The organism is Methyloglobulus sp., from assembly GCF_964779595.1.
Genome location: NZ_CBAROL010000016.1, coordinates 27607 through 45699, shown reverse-complemented (window position 1 = coordinate 45699; position 18093 = coordinate 27607). Strand labels below are relative to the sequence as shown.

Genomic DNA, 18093 nt, shown 5'->3' with positions numbered 1-18093 from the left:
ACAAGGCCATAAGGTGCGCTTATAGGATGTGCCGAACGAAGGGAGGCGCATCGTTCGCGTTGTTTGGGCAAGACAACCGCGTACGGCAATGGTATGGACTCCTCCTTCCTGACGGCACGAACGCGTGACGGGGTATGTACCCTGTCACTCACATTTTGCCGACAGTGGCGTTGTTGAACCACGCTGAAACCCTACGAACGGGGCAACATGCCCCGTCCCGGCTCAAGTCACCGCCATCGATGCTTGGCCGTCGGAAACCACCAGCGCAGGCACTGACAGCTTCACCTGGACGCTCAACCTGCCCACGCCAGGTAAATACTATATCCAAGCCCGTTGGACAGCCGATTCCGTCCGTGGCTATGATGTCAAATACACCGTTACCGGCACAGACGGCATAAGCAGCAAACTCATCAACCAGCGCACCACGGGCAACACCTGGACTAACTTAGAGGTCAAAACCGTTGCCGCCCCCAGCATCGTCACCGTTAAGCTCAATACCAACAGTACCGGCAAAATAGCCGCCGATGCCGTCCAAGCCCTGCCTGTCGCCATCGCCACCAGCGTCAACTACGTGTTTGCCGACCACCTCGGCACACCCAGAGTCATCACCCGTGCCACCGACAACCAAATGCTCTGGCGCTGGGACAACGCCGACCCCTTTGGCATCACCCAACCCAACCAGAACCCCGCCGCCCTCGGCGCATTCACCTACAACCCACGCTTCCCAGGGCAATTGTATGACGCAGAGACCGGGCTGTACTATAATTACCACCGGAACTACAGCCCAGGCACAGGAACTTATACCCAGTCCGACCCGATTGGCTTGGGTGGGGGGATTAATACTTACGCATATGTCGGCGGGAATCCGGTAAACTTCGTTGATCCGGAGGGGTTGAACCCCGCAATACCAGTTATTGGCCCGATATGCGCAACGAACCCTATTCTTTGCGGGATAGTAGTTATTGGCGGCGGCGGTTGGTGGGCGATTACACATCCGATATCGCCTCCAGATGATGGCATTATTCCTGATTCCGTTGATAGTGAAACTATTAGCGGAGAAAAGTGTGGTAAATGGATGTGTGAAGAGCCCGGTCAATATGATAAAGTTGGAACACGAAAAGAAGTGATACGCATGGGTTGGTTCGTTGCTTATGGTATTGACGAAGCCGATGCAGTTTACAATTGGAAAAAATTAGTCCAAAACTCAGCCCCCATTGGCTACAATGCAAGACATATTAAACCGAAACGCTGTAAAAAGCTGAAGTAGTTTATGGAATCTACATACTTAAATGTGGATTGTATTTTGCAGTCAAATCAATCCTTGGCAGACATTATATCGTACCTGCAAGACGACATATTCATTCTTTGGAATGAATCAAATGATAAAGGGAATTCTGTTGGACTAGAAACAAAACTCATTGATACAAAAACACCACAAGCAGATATCTCAAAATTTTTAGATCTATTTGAATCTTTGCCAGCTACTTTGGCAATAATTTTAAAAAACTGCAATGAAAAGATTTTTGATATTGGTTTTGAAAGTGGAACTCAGTTGGATACTTTGATAGATTCGTCAACGGTAATAAGGTTGTCTCAATTAGGTTTTAGCATAGGTATTCGCATATATCCACCGTATGACCGATCGGCGGATTAAAGCCGCGTAACACGGTAAGGCAAGGCGCACTAACTGAAAGGCAGTGCGCCGAATTGAACCATCCTATGCGGCGCAATCCGCTTCCACCCTTGACTGGCTATGCCTTGCCTTGGCAAAACCGTGCCAATATACATAATGCCCTGGATTATGCGAATAAGTCGGGGCTGCTTTCCGCACCCCTCTTGTTCGCATAATTTGCACTATGCAAAATGGCACTTGTTTTGCCGGGGCGCACCCTCCAGAATCTTATTTGAGCGTCCGCTTAACGGAAAATTAGTTGTTGGCCTCCAACTACTGGTTTGGGTCGGATTCAGCCCGACAGTACAAATTAATTTCTGAGCATCAGATCAAGTTCTGAGCTTTACAACGATCTAATCCCTAAAATTCTCAAACTGCAAAGGCATTTCCAGTTTTTCTTCCTTTAGCATCTGGATGACTTCCTGCAAATCATCGCGTTTTTTGCCCGTGACCCTGACTTGTTCGCCTTGGATAGCGGCTTGTACTTTCAGTTTTTTGTCTTTTATCAATTTAACGATTTTTTTGGCGAATGCACTATCAAGCCCCTGCTTCAAGGTGATTTCCTGACGCATGAGCTTACCGCTACCTTTGGCATCGCCCACTTCCATGCAGGCAATGTCCACACCGCGACGGCTCAATTTCGCGCACACGATGCTGAACATCTGCTGGAGTTGGAAAGTGGATTCGGAAATCATGATGACTTTGTTATCGGTCAGCTCGAAGCTGGAGTCTGTACCCTTAAAATCGAAGCGCGTACCGACTTCCTTGCTGGCTTGGTCGATAGCGTTTTTGACTTCGTGTGGGTCGAATTCGGAAATAATATCAAATGATGGCATGGCTTTAGTCGTCGTGTTAGTTAGCGTTAATTCATTGTTCTGGTTTAGTTATATCGGCAATTGCCTGGATACGCAAACGGCGGATAGCTTCACCAATTTCTGCGCCTTGCAGCTTACCATCCATCAAGTCTGAGGTATCAACGGATGCTGCTACTTTCGCTGCTGTAAACAAATAAGCCGCTTGCGGGTAAGGCTTATGTTCAAGCCCTGTACGGCCTTTGGCATCTGCCTCGCACGCCAGCAAGAATTCGGAAAACTGGTTATGCTGTTTAAACGCACCTAAAGCGTTCAACAGGTCAACCAAAGTTGATGGCTTTAATTCCGTTACCTTATGGCAATGGGTGTGATATTGCATCACGTGTGAAGCTAATGACTTGAAAGCATTAGGTACACGTAAACGGTCGCACAAAGCCTCCAAGACGGGCAAGCCCTTGGTTTCGTGTCCGTAATGATGGGGCAGATTGTCCTTGGGTGACAACGCCTTACCCAGATCATGCACCAAGGCAGCAAACCTGACTTCGGGCTTAGGCGTTAATAATGCCGCCTGTTCTAAGCACATCATGCTATGCAATCCGGTATCAATTTCTGGATGGTATTTTTCCGGTTGCGGTACGCCAAACAGGTTATAAATTTCTGGAAAGATTTTTTCGAGTGCGCCGCAATCCAGCAAGGTATAAAAAAATGCGGAAGGTGACGTTTCATTTAAGGCTTTGAACAACTCTGCCCAAACCCGTTCTGGCACCAGATGATCGACTTCTCCTGCATCGACCATCCCTTGCATCAATTCCTTTGTATCTGTTGCCAGCTTAAATCCCAAATGATGATAACGTGCCGCAAATCGGGCTACTCGGAGGATACGCACGGGGTCTTCTGCGAAAGCCGGCGAAACGTGCCTAAATAGCCGCTTGTCTAAGTCATCCTTCCCGCCATAAGGGTCAATGACCTCGCCTTCTGGAGTCAAGGCAATGGCATTGATGGTTAAATCCCGGCGCTGTAAATCCTGCTCCAATGTAACGTCAACATCCGCATGGACGATAAAACCTTTGTAGCCCGGCGCGGTTTTTCGTTCGGTTCTTGCGAGCGCATATTCTTCATGGCTTTCTGGGTGGAGGAAAACCGGAAAATCTTTACCCACCGCACGAAAGCCCTGCTTAACCATGGATTTCGGCGTTTCCCCAACCACGACCCAATCGCGCTCCTTTACCGGATAGCCCAGGAGCTGATCGCGGACAGCACCGCCAACGAGGTATTTTTCCATCAAATAAATAATGCGAGTTTGAACGATGTTTAGGATAGCATAAACCACTTCAAAAACGCATAATGACGGTCTATTCTGGATTTGCAACTTAGCGTATTAAGGGGAATTATTTGATAGGCATTATCTTTGCCAGCTTATTGTTAGGAATGGTGTCGGGCGTATTAGCTGGGCTGTTTGGTATAGGAGGTGGTTTGGTGATTGTGCCTGTACTGGTGTTTCTATTTACGGCACATGGACTGCCTACCGAACTGGTCATGGTGATGGCTATCGCAACTTCGTTGGCGACTATCATCCTTACCGCCACTTCTTCCGTGCTTGCCCATCACCGATTAGGTTCCGTGCTATGGGATAAGGTATTTAGGCTAGTTCCTGGGGTTATCTTGGGTGCAATCGTGGGTGCGGCCATCGCTGGACATATAAATGCCGGATTTTTAAAGGCTATTTTTATCCTCTTTTTGCTGTATGTGGGCATTCAAATGGCCTTAGAAATACAACCTAAAACGGGTTCTGCCGATTATTCCAGGCAGATTGATTTTAGGGTGGCAGGGGTAATCGGGCTATTATCCTCGTTGCTAGGCATAGGCGGGGGAACTCTGACAGTGCCTTATTTGGTGCATTGTCGATACCCCATGCGTAATGCGGTCGCCATCGCCAGTGCCTGTGGTCTGCCGATAGCCGTTACTGGCACAATAAGCTACATGGTTTTGGGTATGAACGCTCCCAACTTACCAGAATGGAGTTTTGGTTATGTGTATTTGCCGTCTTTCTTCGGGGTTGCGATAGGGAGCATTTTTACCGCACCATTTGGTGCAAAGCTTGCCCACAAGCTGCCTGCACAACAATTAAAACGCTATTTTTCGTTGTTAATTTTTGTTTTGGCAGCTAAGTTGATGTGGTATTGAATTTTAGATATCTCGGAATAAGTTCTTCGACAGGCTCAGGACGAACGGTAATGAACTGATTTTAGTAGCTTTTACAGCTAATCGCTTAATCCCCTAACAATCTGAGCGATTGCCACGCCAATATCCGTCGGCGAATTCACCACTTCGACTCCAGCTACTCTAAGCGCGGCAACTTTGCCCTCTGCTGTACCTTTGCCGCCCGTAACGATAGCACCGGCATGACCCATACGCTTACCAGCAGGCGCGGTTTGTCCAGCGATATAAGCAACAACAGGTTTGGTGATGTGGGCTTTGATGTACTCGGCAGCGGCTTCTTCGTCACTGCCGCCGATTTCACCGACCATGACGATGCCTTTGGTTTGGTCGTCTTCTTGAAAGCGAGATAAGACATCGATAAAGTTCATGCCGCGTATGGGATCGCCGCCGATACCGACGCAAGTGCTTTGCCCTAGCCCTTCACGGGTGGTTTGGTGGACGGATTCATACGTCAATGTACCTGAACGCGAGACGATGCCAATCGAGCCAGGAAGATGGATTTTGCCCGGCATGATGCCGATTTTGCATTCGCCTGGGGTGATAATGCCGGGGCAGTTGGGACCGATTAATAAGGCATCAGAACCTGCCATAGCGGCTTTCACTCGCAACATTTGTAAGATGGGAATGCCTTCGGTGATGCACACGATAAGTTTAATGCCCGCATCGACGGCCTCTAGGATGGCATCTGCCGCGTAAAAGGGCGGCACGTAAATCATGCTGGCGGTTGCGCCTGTGCCGTTTACTGCGTCTTGTACGGTATTGAACACGGGCAACCCTAAGTGCTGTTCGCCGCCACGTTCTGGGGTCACGCCGCCCACTAGCTTTGTACCGTATTCCAGCGCACCCTGGGAATGGAACGTGCCTTGTTTGCCGGTAAAACCCTGGCAGATGACCTTGGTGTCTTTGTTGATTAGGATGCTCATGCCACTTCTCCTGCCAAGGCTACAACTTGTTCAGCGGCATGGGCTAAATCGTCTGCTGCATAGAGATTAAGCCCAGTATTGCTTAATAAAGCCCTGCCTTCCTCGACATTCGTCCCTTCCAGGCGGACAACGACGGGTATTGTGACATGGACTTCTTGTATTGCCGCTAAGATGCCTTGTGCGATTACATCGCATTTTACGATACCGCCGAAAATATTCACCAATACGGCTTTGACGTTATGGTCGGAAAGAATGAGTTTAAACGCTTCACACACTTTTTCCACATTAGTGCCACCACCAACATCAAGAAAGTTGGCAGGTCTACCGCCTTTGAGCTTGACCAAATCCATCGTCGCCATAGCAAGGCCCGCACCATTTACCATGCAGCCGATATTGCCCTCCAGAGTGATGTAGTTAAGCCCGAATTGTTGGGCGATATTCTCACGCGCGTCTTCTTGCTCAGGATCTTTTAACGCCATTATGTCTGGATGTAACGCCAAGGCATTATCATCGAAGTTGATTTTGGCATCCAGCGCCATTAATTCGCCTGTGCTGGTTACGATCAGCGGGTTAATTTCAATCTGGCTGGCATCTTTTGCTAAAAACAAGTCAACCATGCCGCGCATGATTTTTTCCAAGGCTTTATGTTGCTGTCCTTTTAGCCCCAAAGCGTATGCAATATTCCGACATTGGTAAGATTGCAAGCTCGTTATGGGGTTAATTATTACCGATTGAATTTGTTCTGGGGTCTCGTTGGCAACCGCTTCAATATCCATTCCACCCGCTGCCGAAGCGATAAATATCATCCTCTCACTGTTTCTATCGACGAGCAAACTGAGGTATAGCTCACGTTCGATAGGATAGGTGTTTTCAATTAGCACTTGGTTGACGGGCAATCCAACTGCATCTGTTTGGTGAGTAATTAGCTGAATACCCAACATTGCTTTGCTAATATCAGCAACTTCAGCACCGGATTTGGCAAGTTTAACGCCACCTGCCTTGCCTCTGCCACCCGCATGAACCTGGGCTTTAACGACCCAGCTTTCACCGCCAAGTATCTTGGTAATTTCGGACGCATTCTCGGATGTAGTTGTGGACTTGCCATCAGGAACAGGTATCCCGTATTCCAGAAAGAGCTGTTTGGCTTGATATTCGTGGATGTTCATTGATTATTCCTGGTTTTTGGTGAGCAGTGCGCTTGCTACTCTGGGTAATTACACAAGTTTCGGCTATAGTTATGATAACCGACAATTCCGGCTAAGTCCCTGAAAAGCGTAATTCTAAATACCATAATGCACATTAATAACCCAAAGACGATTTACCCTTGCCCTTTTTCTAAAGGTTATGGGATGCCTGCCAAACAAGCCTGGCAGTTACTGAATGTTTATTACATCTATCGTTTTATTCTTGCTTGTTCTTTTAGCCTGCTGTTTTATTTGAAATTTGGGTCTTTGTTATTCAGCCCGTTTGACAGGTTATTGTACGCTTACAGCAGCGTGACCTATTTGCTGTTGACCCTCATTCTTGGCATTTGCATCTTCTGGCGGGTTCTGGGTTACAGCCTGTTGGCACAGCTACTGATTTTTACTGACATCATTATGCTTACCTTGCTGATGCATGCTTCCGGTGGGATCGGCAGCGGCATAGACATACTGCTGGCGGTTTCGATAGCGGCAGGGGGATTATTAATTGGTGGACGTTGTGCCCTGGTATTTGCAGCCCTTGCCAGTTTAGCGATATTGACGGCGGAGCTGTATGCCGCACAGAATCAATTGCTTGCCAAAACCAATTACACCTATGCAGGCATGTTGGGTGCTACCTATTTTGCCATCGCATTGTTGTCACTGGTTTTGGCGCGACGTTCAGAACAAATGTTGCAGCTTGCCGACCAGCAGGAACACACTATCATCCAACTGGAAGAGCTTAACCAGTACATAATCCAGCATTTGCAATCCGGCATTATCATTGCCGACGAACAGCAAGTCATACACGTTGCAAATCAGGCGGCATTGCGATTGGCGAATTTGTCCCTTACGCCGCATAAATTGAGAGGGCTTTCTGGGCATTTGTCCCAACAGTTTCAAAATTGGTTAAACGCGCCAGAACACAGCGTAACGATGTTGCAATTGTCAGTGGAAACCGAAATCCAGTGCCGTTTTATGACCTTACCGACCCATCAGCAGGTGTATTACATGATTATTCTGGAAGATATAAGCTTATACAATCAACGCTTGCAACAAAGCAAATTGGCTTCCTTGGGCAGATTGACCGCCAGCATTGCCCATGAAATCCGTAACCCTTTAGGTGCTATTAGTCATGCCGGACAATTATTGTCGGAATGCACCCAGTTGACCAGCCAGGACTTGCGTTTGACGAAGATCATCACAAGCAATTCCAGCAGGGTAAACCAGATTATTGAAGATATTTTGAATTTATCTAAAAGGACGGATTCTGTGCGCGAAAAAATAGATTTGGCGCACTGGCTGAATGATTATCTGGATAATTTTTATATCGAACACACAGACGCTAAAGATACATTTAAACTCTCGTTAAACGATACGCCTATGTGGGGGTTCATCGACCCTGGGCATTTAAAGCAGATTATGGATAATTTATGCCAAAATGCCTTGCGCTATGGAGAGCCAGAACGGGGAGAAATACAGATTCAAATGCAACACGACCGCCACGGCCCTTGTTTGGAGGTCATAGACAATGGTGCTGGGATTGCTCCTGAACACCTCAAGCAGCTCTTCGAGCCATTTTTCACGACTTCGCCTAGCGGCACGGGACTTGGGCTTTATATTTCCAAAGAATTAGCGGAATTAAATCAGGCAAAATTAAGCTATTATTTAACGGATCAAAATCGTAGCTGCTTTCGGCTATGTTTACAGGATGCAAACTTGACCACTATAGAAATATGAGTAAAGCACTGGCTTTGATTGTTGATGACGAACCCGATATACGGGAGTTGTTGGAGCTGACTTTAGATAGAATGGGCATTCAAACGCATTCTGCCGAAAACATTAAAGATGCCAAGGCATTGCTGCAACAAAAATCGTTTGATTTGTGCCTGACCGATATGCATTTACCTGATGGTAACGGGCTGGATTTGGTCGAATATGTTCAAAAACTGTCCAATCCGTTACCCGTTGCCGTCATTACCGCACACGGAAGTATGGACACCGCTATACTAGCGATGAAAAAAGGCGCATTCGATTTTGTATCCAAGCCCATTGATTTAGCTGGCTTAAGACAGCTTATCAGCAGCGCATTAAAGCTTTCTGACTCTGATACGCCTAAAGAACGCCGAACCCGAAATACCTTATTGGGCGATTCTGCGGTCATGCGTGATATTCGTTCAAGAATTGATAAGCTGGCGCGTAGCCAGGCTCCCGTTTATATTAGCGGGGAATCAGGTTCAGGAAAGGAATTGGTGGCGCGGTTGATACATCAACAAAGTTCTCGTAGCGACAAAGCATTTGTTGCGATTAACTGTGGAGCCATTCCCAATGAATTGATGGAAAGCGAGTTTTTTGGACATAAGAAAGGCAGTTTTACCGGCGCTGTCAGCGATAAAAAAGGCTTGTTCCAGGCTGCCGACGGCGGCACCTTGTTTCTCGATGAAGTGGCCGATTTACCGCAAGCCTTACAGGTTAAGTTGCTGCGTGCTATTCAGGAAAAGAAAGTCCGTCCAGTGGGTGAACAACTGGAAATCGCAGTTGATGTGCGCTTGCTCAGTGCCACCCACCGTAATCTTGCCGATATGGTTAAGTCCGGTGTATTCAGGCAGGATTTGTATTACCGAATCAATGTTATCGATCTGGTTTTACCGCCCTTAAGAGAAAGATCTGCCGATATAGCTATGCTGACAGAGTACGTATTAGCTAAGTTAACCGCAGATAGCAAAAAACCTGCCATTTCAGCGGCTGCGTTAACTGCTCTGCAAAAATACCGCTTTCCTGGCAATGTACGGGAGCTGGAAAATATCCTGGAACGGGCATTAGCCTTATACGATGGCAACACCATAGACGAAGATGATCTTAATTTACCCTTAGTTGCAAGCAACTTTAGCGATAATGATTCTGAACAGCCTGACTACGATCCTGCTGTGGAAAGCCTAGAAGACTATCTGGATGGCATAGAACGTAAAGCCATTACAACGGCTTTGGAAGAAAACAAATGGAATAAAACCGCTGCCGCGAAACAACTAGGGCTGACCTTTAGATCATTTCGCTATCGCTTAAAAAAGCTGAATATGGAAGAATAATTTAAAGGCTAAAGAAACAATCGTGCTTGACAGATGTACTAAAGCCTTTTTCTAATTTTCTTGTTTACTTTACAGAGCCTTAGTCTTAAACCTGATATTTTTTCATGCCTTCAAGCTTAGTGATGCCAGCTTTTATTTTGGCTTCAACACCCGCATTCAACTCGTCATTCTTATAAACCTTGTCCACTAGATTTTCCGTAACTAACGCTTCTTTTATCCAGCGTTTGGTAAAGCGATAGTTACTGTAGTTAGTTGCTACTTCACCTGTTTTAGGATCTTTCAAGCCAGTGCCTTTGATGGTTTCGGCCACAGCCGCAACAACTGGTGCAGGTTTAGTTTCGGCTACAGGTTTAGATGCCGCTTTTGGTGCTGATGTTGGTTTAGATGCTACTACTATTGGTGCGGCTGTCGGCTTAGGTGCAACTTTCGGAGTCGGTTTAGGTGCTGCTGCTACCTCGACAGGTTTCTTTGCTGCTGCAACCGGTTTAACGGCGGCTGGCTTGGCGGCTACTGGACTAATCTTTGCAGCCGGTGCTTTTGGCACTTCGGTTACGGTTACCTGTTGCTTAGGTTGAGCCGCTGGTGTGGATTTTGGTGCTGTGCCTTCTGTTTTCTTCTCATTTATAATGACGTAGATAACATAAGCAACAAATAATGTAGTTAATACAAACAACCCTTCTGTCATAACGATTCCCCATCTTTTAGATTAATTGTTTATCTGCTGTCCATTAAATTTAGAAGCCATCCATGCAACTAGCAAACCCTCTCGCCATGCCTAAATATAACAGATGCAGGCAAATTTGTTAAATTCAATTGAACACAATGTCCAAACAATTTGGTTTTTTGCTAATCACCAGGATAGCAAGGCTTAATTGTATACTAGATAATCCAAGTTTTCACGATGCAATCATTTGATGCTAACACTAACATCAATGACGATTACCAAGACCAGGTAGCCGCTGCGCCAATCCCATCGCATGTTTAGACAATAAGGCTTTTGCAGCAGGTAAGTGATCCAGCGCAGCAAGACCAATATTCCTGGCTGCGGCAACTGCCAGCCAGTCATTGGAAAACAGTTTTACCAACGTGTCGGTGAAAAAGATAGTGTTGCGGTGGTCTTGTTCGCGTGCGCTTACATACTCGTTTAGGAATGTTGCTGAACCTATGTCTTCGCCTTGCTCGTGTTGTTTGAGGATCATGTCCGCTAATTGCACGACATCGCGTAACCCTAAGTTAAATCCTTGTCCTGCCACGGGATGTAGTTGATGGACAGCGTTGCCAATAATAACAGCACGACCTGAGTGCATACGATCAGCGCGGATAAGTGAGACCGGAAATGCCCGACGTGGTTCGGCTAAAGTGAGTTGCCCAAGCCGATAGCCGAAACAGTGCTGTAAGGCTTCTAAAAAGTCGTCTTCACTGCCTGACATAAGCGAATCCGCGTCTTCTGCGCTACGTGTCCAGACTACGGAACAGCGATTTTTGCCTACCGGCAGCAGTGCTAAAGGGCCTGATTCGGTAAAGCGTTCATAAGCGACATTACGGTGTGGTAATGAGGTTTTTACGGTAGTGACCAGGGCAGTTTGCCCGTATTCGGTAACTTGTTGCGTTATATCCAGCAATCTCCGTACCGAAGAGTTGCCTCCATCCGCACCAACCAATAATTTTGCCGTTAGGCATAATGTATTATCCTTGAGCTTTATGCTGGCATTAACTTCGGTCACATCGGACATCAGCCCAGCTAAACGAGCTGGGCAAAGCTGCGTAATCTCAGCTTTATCAACCAATTCTGCAACATGGCTTTCAATGTCCCGGGCGGTGATGACATAACCCAAGGCATCGACGTTTTGTTTTCGTGCAGATAAGCGAACTTTGCCGAAATGTCCACGATCAGAGACGTGAATATCGGTAATGGCGGTTGCTTTCTGGTGAATATCTTGCCAAATACCAAGACCTTCCAATGTAGCAATAGTGCCAGCGGCCAAGGCCAACGCACGGTCGCCCATCGCTGAATGGAACAATTGTTCCTTGGTGTTGGCTTCAATGATGGCAACCCGCAAGCCGCTACCGTTGAGCGCTAAGGCCAAACAATTACCTGCTAGTCCACCACCAACTATGATGACATCGAATGATTGCACGGACTCTTGCATTAGCTGCCCTGCATCAAAGCTTCGATTTCCGCTATCGTTCTAGGTACGGCATTGGTCAGGATTTCATAACCTTGCTCTGTCACTAATAGATCGTCTTCGATGCGTATGCCGATGCCGCGCCACTTTTCATCCACAGTTTTGCAATCTAAGGGGATATACAGGCCGGGTTCGATGGTCAGCACCATGCCTGGCTCCAGCAAACGCCATTTTTGGTCTATTTTGTAATCACCAACATCATGTACATCCATTCCTAGCCAGTGACCGATACGGTGCATATAGAACTGTTTGAATTTTTCTTTCTTGATAAGTGCTTTTACTTTACCTTCCAGCAAACCCAAGGCAACTAAGCCTTTGGTCAGCACCTCAACCGAGGCATCATGGGCATTGTGCCACGGCGTACCGGGTTTGATTTGCTCGATGGCGGCAGTTTGGGCATCTAAAACCAATTGATAAAGTTGTTTTTGTGGCTCACTGAAACGACCTGAAACAGGAAAAGTACGGGTAATATCGGCAGCGTAATGGTCGCATTCTGCACCCGCGTCGATTAACAGCAAGTCGCCATTTTTTAGTTTATCGGTATTTTCGGTGTAATGCAGCACACAAGCATTTTTACCGCCTGCCACGATAGAAGGATAAGCGACAGAGCGCAGCCCTTCCTGCATAAAGTGATGCACTAGCTCAGCTTCAATTTGATACTCATACATACCAGCCTTGCAAGTTTGCATAGCACGTACGTGTCCTGCTGCGGAAACCTCGCCAGCACGGCGCATCAACTTGATTTCTTCTGGACTTTTGAACAGGCGCATTTCATGCAAGATATGTTCTAGCGACACCAACTCCCCAGGTGCAACTAACCCCGATCTAGATTGGCTTTTGATGTGGTTGATCCAATCCAACAAATGATGATCCAGATCTGGATCGCGCCCCATGGGATAAAACACCTTATGCTTGTTTTCTAACATGCCGGGCAAGATGTCATCCAAATCATCAATAGGAAACGCATCATCGGCTTGATAATGTCCGGTCGCGCCTTCCAAACCTGCGTGCGCGCCTTCCCACAAGGCCTTAGCCTCATCAAATTCACGGCAAAACAAGATATATTCGCCTTGTTCGCGTCCAGGGATGAACACAGCCAAGGCATCTGGCTCAGAAAATCCGGTCAGGTAATAAAAATCGCTGTCTTGCCGATACGGATAATGCACGTCACGGTTACGGATTTTGGTTGATGAACTGCCCAATAAGGCAATATTGCCCTTCCCGATGCGCTGCATCAATTGTTTGCGGCGTTTTTTGAATTCGCTTTGTTTCATGTTTGTCTATCGCTCAATGTACGGTGCGGTTATCCGCTGAGTTTAGTTCTGTCCGTAGAAAGATGACAGCAGCTCGGAGATATTCAGTGATTTCCATAAAATCATTCTCTGCCTCGTCGTCCTCAGCGTCTGAGTCAAGTTTAGTAATTTCGGCAATATCTTTGACGACTTCACGTATTTCTTCCGACCAATTTGGCGTTGAATCGGTTGTTGAAGACGTAGAGCCGAGTCCAAATAAAAAGCCCTGACACCATTTTCTTAAGGCTTCTACCTGTTCGTTAAGTGGGAAGTCATCATCAGGAAGCAGTAGCTCAAAGGCAAATTCATCGCCAGCCAACAAGTTTTTGATGTCCTCAAATAAATCTTCCAGAAGTGAACGGTCTTCATCACTAATGTCATCGGCATCTTTCAGCAATTCCTGTAACCAAAACCTAAGTTCCGTCCGATCATTAACGCATAACATACCCGCCGCCATACCGTGCGCTTCTGCTGCGGAAAGCTCGCCATCGTTTTTTGCAACTATTGTGTCAATGTCTTGATATTGCATGTGTCTAAATGATTCAACTATACTAAAATGTAATAGGCTTATGCTACCATTTATCAAAGATTTGTTTATGATTAAGCTAATGCAGGATTGTTACGCTTAAGTTAATAGCTATCTTGCCATAGCTTTTACAAACGGCAACCCATAGTCCATTAAACCGTTGACTACCCACCTAATCAAAGTGATGCCATGACCGATAAAGAACCTTATCAATCCTTAGAGTTAAGGGATCTTGAAACAAAGCTGGATCAACTCATAGACCTGTACGATTCAGTCAAAAATGAAAATGAGACTTTGAAGAGTAAGCAGGATGATTTAGTCCGAGAAAAAGCCTATCTTCTTGAAAAAACTACCATAGCCAGAAATCGGGTTGAAGCCATGATTTCGCGGCTAAAAGCAATGGGGCAAAGTTAATGAGCGTTAAACCCCAAACCGTTTTACTTACCATCATGGGTAAGGAATACAAGATTGCCTGTGAATCGCAAGAGCAGGAAAACCTCATCCGTTCAGCAAGTGAACTAGATGCCCAAATGTGCAAAATGCGTGATTCCGGTAAAGTGGGCAATGCGGAGCGGATTGCCGTGATGGCTGCGCTAAATTTGAGCCATGAATTGCAAAGCTTGAAAAAACAGAGTCCGGTGTTAAGTCAGGGTTGGAAAGAATGCCTGTCAAACATGGTAGATAAGATTGAAAACGTTTTAGATAAGCACTAAACGCGTTAAACTATAACCCTGTATCTCCTGTTGTGTTCGACAGTGTGCTGGGTGTTTCCTGAACCTGTTTTAACCCAGGGGGCAATTTCCGTTAATGGTGTGCATGCCCGTCTCGACGAGAAGCCTGATTTAACGAGCCTGTCCCCACTTGAACCTCCGGTTCAAGGACGAAAGCACATATCGGCACAGGCGGGAGATGCACACCTAATGTTGTTAAGTTAAAAGCAAAAAATAGCAAAATTGGAGTGCAAAGCAAGCTTTGTACTTATCCTCCACGGGCAAAGCTTGCTTTGCACTCCTGAACATAGATTAGCATCACGACATCTGGCGTGTCTCCACACCCAATCACTCAATCCTGATCGTACTTAAGATGGTACTTTTGCACCCGATAGCGCATGGTTTCTCGCGTTGCGCCTAACATACGCGCAGCCGCAGTGACGTTGTAGTTAGCCCGATGCAGGGCTTCTTGAATGATATGTTTTTCCATATCCTGTAGCGATAAGCTCCCGTCCAGTGGAATATACATGCCGTCATTCTCTGCGGCTGACATATCTTCACTATTATTCGGGAATTGCAGCCATTGCGCCGGAAATACCTCGCTATCCGCAAACAACACGCAGCGTTCAATCACGTTATGTAATTCGCGGATATTGCCCGGCCAATCGTAAGCTTCCAATTGTTCCCATACGCTTTCGGGTATCGTTTTGATATTTTTGCCCGATTTGATACTACAGTTGGTAACAAATTGCGGCACTAAATCACGCAAGTCCTCTTTTCGTTCGCGCAGTGGCGGAATATGAATGCTTAATACGCTCAGACGATGATACAGGTCTTGGCGAAACTCACCAGTTTTGACCTTTTGCAGTAGATCACGATTGGTAGCGGCGATGATTTGGACATCGACTTCAACCGTACTTTCACTGCCCAGTCGCCGAAACCGCAATTCTTCCACCGCTTTGAGCAGTTTGCCTTGCAAATCCAAATCCAATTCGCCGATTTCATCTAGGAAAATCGTGCCAGTGTCGGCTTGCTCCAACAGACCTCGATGGCGTTTTTTTGCGCCTGTGAAAGCTCCGGCTTCGTAGCCGAACAACTCGGATTCCAGCAAATCTTTGGGGATCGCGGCACAATTGAGTTCCACCAGGGGCTTGCTGGCGCGACTGCCTGAGTAATGCAAGATGCGCGTCACCAAACCTTTGCCCGTACCCGTTTCGCCGCTGATGACGAGACTGGAAAAAGGCACATTCGCCAGTTGTTTCAGCATATCCCTAAGCTGCTTGGTTTTTTGGCTGCGTCCGACCAGCGCATCGTATGTGTAGCGGTTAAAATGTTGACTGGTTTCTTGCTGCAATCGTCGCTGCGCCCTGGCGCTACGAGCAGCACCTTCCACCAGCATGTGCAGCCTGTCCAGTTCGCAGGGTTTTTCGATGAAATCATACGCGCCAAGGCGTAAGGCACGGACGGAATCAGTAACACTGCCGTAACCCGTCAAAAAAATCCATTCGGCGTGTTGCAGGCTGCTTCCGATTTGTTCCAAAAAATCTAGGGCATTGCCATCCGGTAAATTCATGTCGGACAAAATGACGATGGGTTCAATGTCCTGCCCAGTTAATAACTGTTTAGCACTTTTGAGGTCGGTTACCACATTAACTTCCCAGCACTGTTTTCGGAAAAACCGCGCCAGTTCATTGCCCAGCAAAGTTTCGTCTTCGATAATCAATAAGCTATCTTTCATACACCCACCGGTACGGTCAAGGTCGCGAGGGCGTGGCCTTGGCTATCATTTTGTAGATTTAACTGCCCACCTAGGGAACGGGCAAAGCGCAATACCATCGACAATCCCAATCCCGTGCCATGTTCTCGGTAACTTGCAAAAGACCGCACACCATGCGCGAGCAAGGTTTCAGGAAAACCATGTCCACTATCACTGACTTCAATTTGCAATTTTTCCGCCTGTTTGGTAATCGTCAGGTTGATTGTTCCGCCCTGTTTGCCAAGTTCCTGTACCGAATTCAATAGCAGGTTAAGCAACGCTTGCCGAAATTCTGTTTCTGGCAATAAAGTTTGCAAATTAGGTGGAATGGCATAAATCAGTTTGATGTTTTCATTCACTTGATATTTCAATAAAGTCAAAAGCTCGCCTACGAGTTTGGAAATATCAACAAGCTTGGCGGCTTCCGGTTGCTGTTTGGAATACGCCAGCAGATCGTTAAGGCTGTTAGTTAAGCGTTTCACTTCGGCATTCACCATCTGTAAGCGATCAGCAATTTCTGGGTCTTCGCATTCACCGCAGACGTTTTCTAAAGCCGCCTGAATACCAGCCAATGGATTTCGTAGCTCATGTGCGGTGCTGGCGGCAAGCTCGCCTACGGCCGCCAATCGTTCGGAACGTGCTAACGTGTGGCTTTGTTCTAGCAAGGCGTGAGTGGCATGGTGTATTTCCCGTTCTAGGGTTTGAGTATGGCTAAGGTGTTCTTCTTCCAATTCCGCCAAGCGCCGGATCAAGCGGTTGTAACTGCTGAACAGCGGCTGCATCAAAGGATCTTTGCGGTTTTCTATTGGCTGCATTTCGCCATCGGTAAGGCGTTTTAACAACTGCTCCAATGCAATGAGGGGAGATAAAATTTGTCGCCTGAAATACCACACACCTAATAAAAACGCAGGTAGCAACACGGCAATTGGGATAAATACCGCAAAATTAAGCTCCAACCGACTGTCTTGATAAACCTGGGTTAGCAGTTTTTCCTCATTACTGCGTTGTAAATTAAGAATTTTTTGGGAGACCAATAAGACTTGGGCGATGTCCTGGCGTTTTCCTTGTTCAATATTTTGGAGAAACGGTTTGATCTCATCCAATAATAAGCCCGTGCCATTTTCACCACTTTGACGATTAGCAAAAAAATGGGTGATTCTTTTGTGCAATTCGATTTGCTCAGGACTTGGCTCGATTTTCTCACCGGCATCCATTATTGGCGTGTTGATAAGCTCGAAAACCAATTGTTCAAGCTCATGCCCTTGAATGATGTCCTGCTTGATGTTGTCGATACGGCTTAAATTTCGCCAAGTAATACTCCCCAACGCCAGCAATTCCAACATAACTAACATGCCTAGTACTAGGCTGATAACGACAATTGGGCGGTAAAGTATTTTATGCATAATTAAAGCTCAAAGTTCAAGGCGAATTACAGCAGCATGGCTTGGATCACGCCTGAATGAATCCAGCTTTAACCCAACTTTTTCTACTTCTTATCATATATTTTAAGCACTACCTTATAAAACCATAGCGGACGAAACAACACCACCCAGATTAACACTAAGGGAGTGAGAGGGATTGGGCTAATCTCAAGGATTGAAATAATCACAAGTATCAAAAAACAGACAATACGCATATTCTATTTTATCGCTCAATTTGGTTTGTGCGTCCAAGTTAACTTACTTATGTACTCTTCGCCGTTTTTCTTAAAGACAAATCACTTCAGTTA

At 46.5% G+C, this 18093-nt stretch carries 19 protein-coding genes and 1 other RNA gene; 9 read left to right on the top strand and 11 right to left on the bottom strand.

What is annotated here, in order from left to right:
• On the bottom strand, nucleotides 1-182 hold a 182-nt coding region (locus tag AC1YY3_RS07755), incomplete at its 3' end, for a hypothetical protein (RefSeq protein WP_482194399.1).
• Between the two features lie 53 nt (nucleotides 183-235).
• On the opposite strand from AC1YY3_RS07755, the gene AC1YY3_RS07750 reads away from it, so the two are divergent.
• From AC1YY3_RS07750 to AC1YY3_RS07740, 3 genes are all read left to right on the top strand, one after another.
• Nucleotides 236-1267 carry an RHS repeat-associated core domain-containing protein gene (locus tag AC1YY3_RS07750; protein ID WP_482194400.1) on the top strand — a complete coding sequence of 344 codons (1032 nt, stop codon included), beginning with the start codon at nucleotides 236-238 and terminating at the stop codon, nucleotides 1265-1267.
• Between the two features lie 54 nt (nucleotides 1268-1321).
• Nucleotides 1322-1654, top strand: a complete 333-nt coding sequence (locus AC1YY3_RS07745; protein WP_482194398.1) for a hypothetical protein — start codon at nucleotides 1322-1324, stop codon at nucleotides 1652-1654.
• Between the two features lie 65 nt (nucleotides 1655-1719).
• On the top strand, nucleotides 1720-1848 hold the full coding sequence (locus AC1YY3_RS07740; RefSeq protein WP_481824185.1) for a hypothetical protein: 129 nt from the start codon (nucleotides 1720-1722) through the stop codon (nucleotides 1846-1848).
• 177 nt (nucleotides 1849-2025) lie between these two features.
• Here the strand turns inward: AC1YY3_RS07740 and AC1YY3_RS07735 are convergent, their stop codons facing one another.
• Together AC1YY3_RS07735 and AC1YY3_RS07730 are read right to left on the bottom strand one after the other, a co-directional pair.
• The gene (locus tag AC1YY3_RS07735; protein ID WP_481824186.1) at nucleotides 2026-2508 is read right to left on the bottom strand and encodes a YajQ family cyclic di-GMP-binding protein; all 483 of its coding nucleotides are present in this window, start codon (nucleotides 2506-2508) and stop codon (nucleotides 2026-2028) included.
• Nucleotides 2509-2539: 31 nt separating this feature from the next.
• Nucleotides 2540-3766, bottom strand: coding sequence for a multifunctional CCA addition/repair protein (locus AC1YY3_RS07730; protein ID WP_481824187.1), 1227 nt, complete (start codon nucleotides 3764-3766; stop codon nucleotides 2540-2542).
• Nucleotides 3767-3876: 110 nt separating this feature from the next.
• On the opposite strand from AC1YY3_RS07730, the gene AC1YY3_RS07725 reads away from it, so the two are divergent.
• Complete coding sequence (locus tag AC1YY3_RS07725; protein WP_481824188.1) at nucleotides 3877-4668, top strand: sulfite exporter TauE/SafE family protein; 792 nt, start codon at nucleotides 3877-3879, stop codon at nucleotides 4666-4668.
• Between the two features lie 77 nt (nucleotides 4669-4745).
• Here the strand turns inward: AC1YY3_RS07725 and sucD are convergent, their stop codons facing one another.
• Complete coding sequence (gene sucD / locus AC1YY3_RS07720; protein ID WP_481824189.1) at nucleotides 4746-5627, bottom strand: succinate--CoA ligase subunit alpha; 882 nt, start codon at nucleotides 5625-5627, stop codon at nucleotides 4746-4748.
• The gene (gene sucC / locus AC1YY3_RS07715; protein ID WP_481824190.1) at nucleotides 5624-6793 is read right to left on the bottom strand and encodes an ADP-forming succinate--CoA ligase subunit beta; all 1170 of its coding nucleotides are present in this window, start codon (nucleotides 6791-6793) and stop codon (nucleotides 5624-5626) included. The genes sucD and sucC overlap by 4 nt, the downstream gene beginning before the upstream one ends.
• A 126-nt stretch (nucleotides 6794-6919) precedes the next feature.
• Between sucC and AC1YY3_RS07710 the strand changes: the two genes are divergently transcribed.
• On the top strand, nucleotides 6920-8548 hold the full coding sequence (locus tag AC1YY3_RS07710; protein ID WP_482194397.1) for a sensor histidine kinase: 1629 nt from the start codon (nucleotides 6920-6922) through the stop codon (nucleotides 8546-8548).
• Nucleotides 8545-9894: a sigma-54-dependent transcriptional regulator gene (locus AC1YY3_RS07705; protein ID WP_481824192.1), complete on the top strand. Its 1350-nt coding sequence runs from the start codon at nucleotides 8545-8547 to the stop codon at nucleotides 9892-9894. The genes AC1YY3_RS07710 and AC1YY3_RS07705 overlap by 4 nt, the downstream gene beginning before the upstream one ends.
• Nucleotides 9895-9979: 85 nt before the next feature.
• On the opposite strand, the gene AC1YY3_RS07700 is transcribed toward AC1YY3_RS07705, so the two are convergent.
• The 4 genes from AC1YY3_RS07700 to AC1YY3_RS07685 form a co-directional block, all read right to left on the bottom strand.
• On the bottom strand, nucleotides 9980-10579 hold the full coding sequence (locus AC1YY3_RS07700) for a hypothetical protein (RefSeq protein ID WP_481824193.1): 600 nt from the start codon (nucleotides 10577-10579) through the stop codon (nucleotides 9980-9982).
• A 244-nt stretch (nucleotides 10580-10823) separates the two neighbouring features.
• Nucleotides 10824-12044 (bottom strand): 2-octaprenyl-6-methoxyphenyl hydroxylase, encoded by a 1221-nt coding sequence (ubiH, locus tag AC1YY3_RS07695; protein ID WP_481824194.1) that lies wholly within the window; start codon nucleotides 12042-12044, stop codon nucleotides 10824-10826.
• A complete protein-coding gene (gene pepP / locus AC1YY3_RS07690) occupies nucleotides 12044-13354 on the bottom strand; it encodes a Xaa-Pro aminopeptidase (RefSeq protein WP_481824195.1) in 1311 nt (436 codons plus the stop codon). Before pepP ends, ubiH begins: the two co-directional genes overlap by 1 nt.
• Nucleotides 13355-13367: 13 nt before the next feature.
• Nucleotides 13368-13901, bottom strand: coding sequence for a UPF0149 family protein (locus AC1YY3_RS07685; protein ID WP_481824196.1), 534 nt, complete (start codon nucleotides 13899-13901; stop codon nucleotides 13368-13370).
• A 186-nt stretch (nucleotides 13902-14087) separates the two neighbouring features.
• Here AC1YY3_RS07685 and AC1YY3_RS07680 point away from each other — a divergent pair, with 186 nt between their 5' ends.
• The 3 genes from AC1YY3_RS07680 to ssrS all read left to right on the top strand — a co-directional run bounded on the left by AC1YY3_RS07680 (nucleotide 14088) and on the right by ssrS (nucleotide 14811).
• Entirely contained in the window at nucleotides 14088-14312 is a 225-nt protein-coding gene (locus tag AC1YY3_RS07680; RefSeq protein ID WP_481824197.1) for a TIGR02449 family protein, read from the top strand.
• Nucleotides 14312-14611 carry a cell division protein ZapA gene (locus AC1YY3_RS07675; RefSeq protein ID WP_481824198.1) on the top strand — a complete coding sequence of 100 codons (300 nt, stop codon included), beginning with the start codon at nucleotides 14312-14314 and terminating at the stop codon, nucleotides 14609-14611. The genes AC1YY3_RS07680 and AC1YY3_RS07675 overlap by 1 nt, the downstream gene beginning before the upstream one ends.
• Before the next feature lie 21 nt (nucleotides 14612-14632).
• Nucleotides 14633-14811, top strand: a non-coding RNA gene (gene ssrS, locus AC1YY3_RS07670) — 6S RNA.
• A 149-nt stretch (nucleotides 14812-14960) separates the two neighbouring features.
• Here the strand turns inward: ssrS and AC1YY3_RS07665 are convergent.
• Both AC1YY3_RS07665 and AC1YY3_RS07660 read right to left on the bottom strand, forming a co-directional pair.
• Complete coding sequence (locus AC1YY3_RS07665; protein ID WP_481824199.1) at nucleotides 14961-16346, bottom strand: sigma-54-dependent transcriptional regulator; 1386 nt, start codon at nucleotides 16344-16346, stop codon at nucleotides 14961-14963.
• Nucleotides 16343-17767, bottom strand: coding sequence for a sensor histidine kinase (locus AC1YY3_RS07660; protein ID WP_481824200.1), 1425 nt, complete (start codon nucleotides 17765-17767; stop codon nucleotides 16343-16345). Before AC1YY3_RS07660 ends, AC1YY3_RS07665 begins: the two co-directional genes overlap by 4 nt.
• Between the last annotated feature and the right edge of the window lie 326 nt (nucleotides 17768-18093).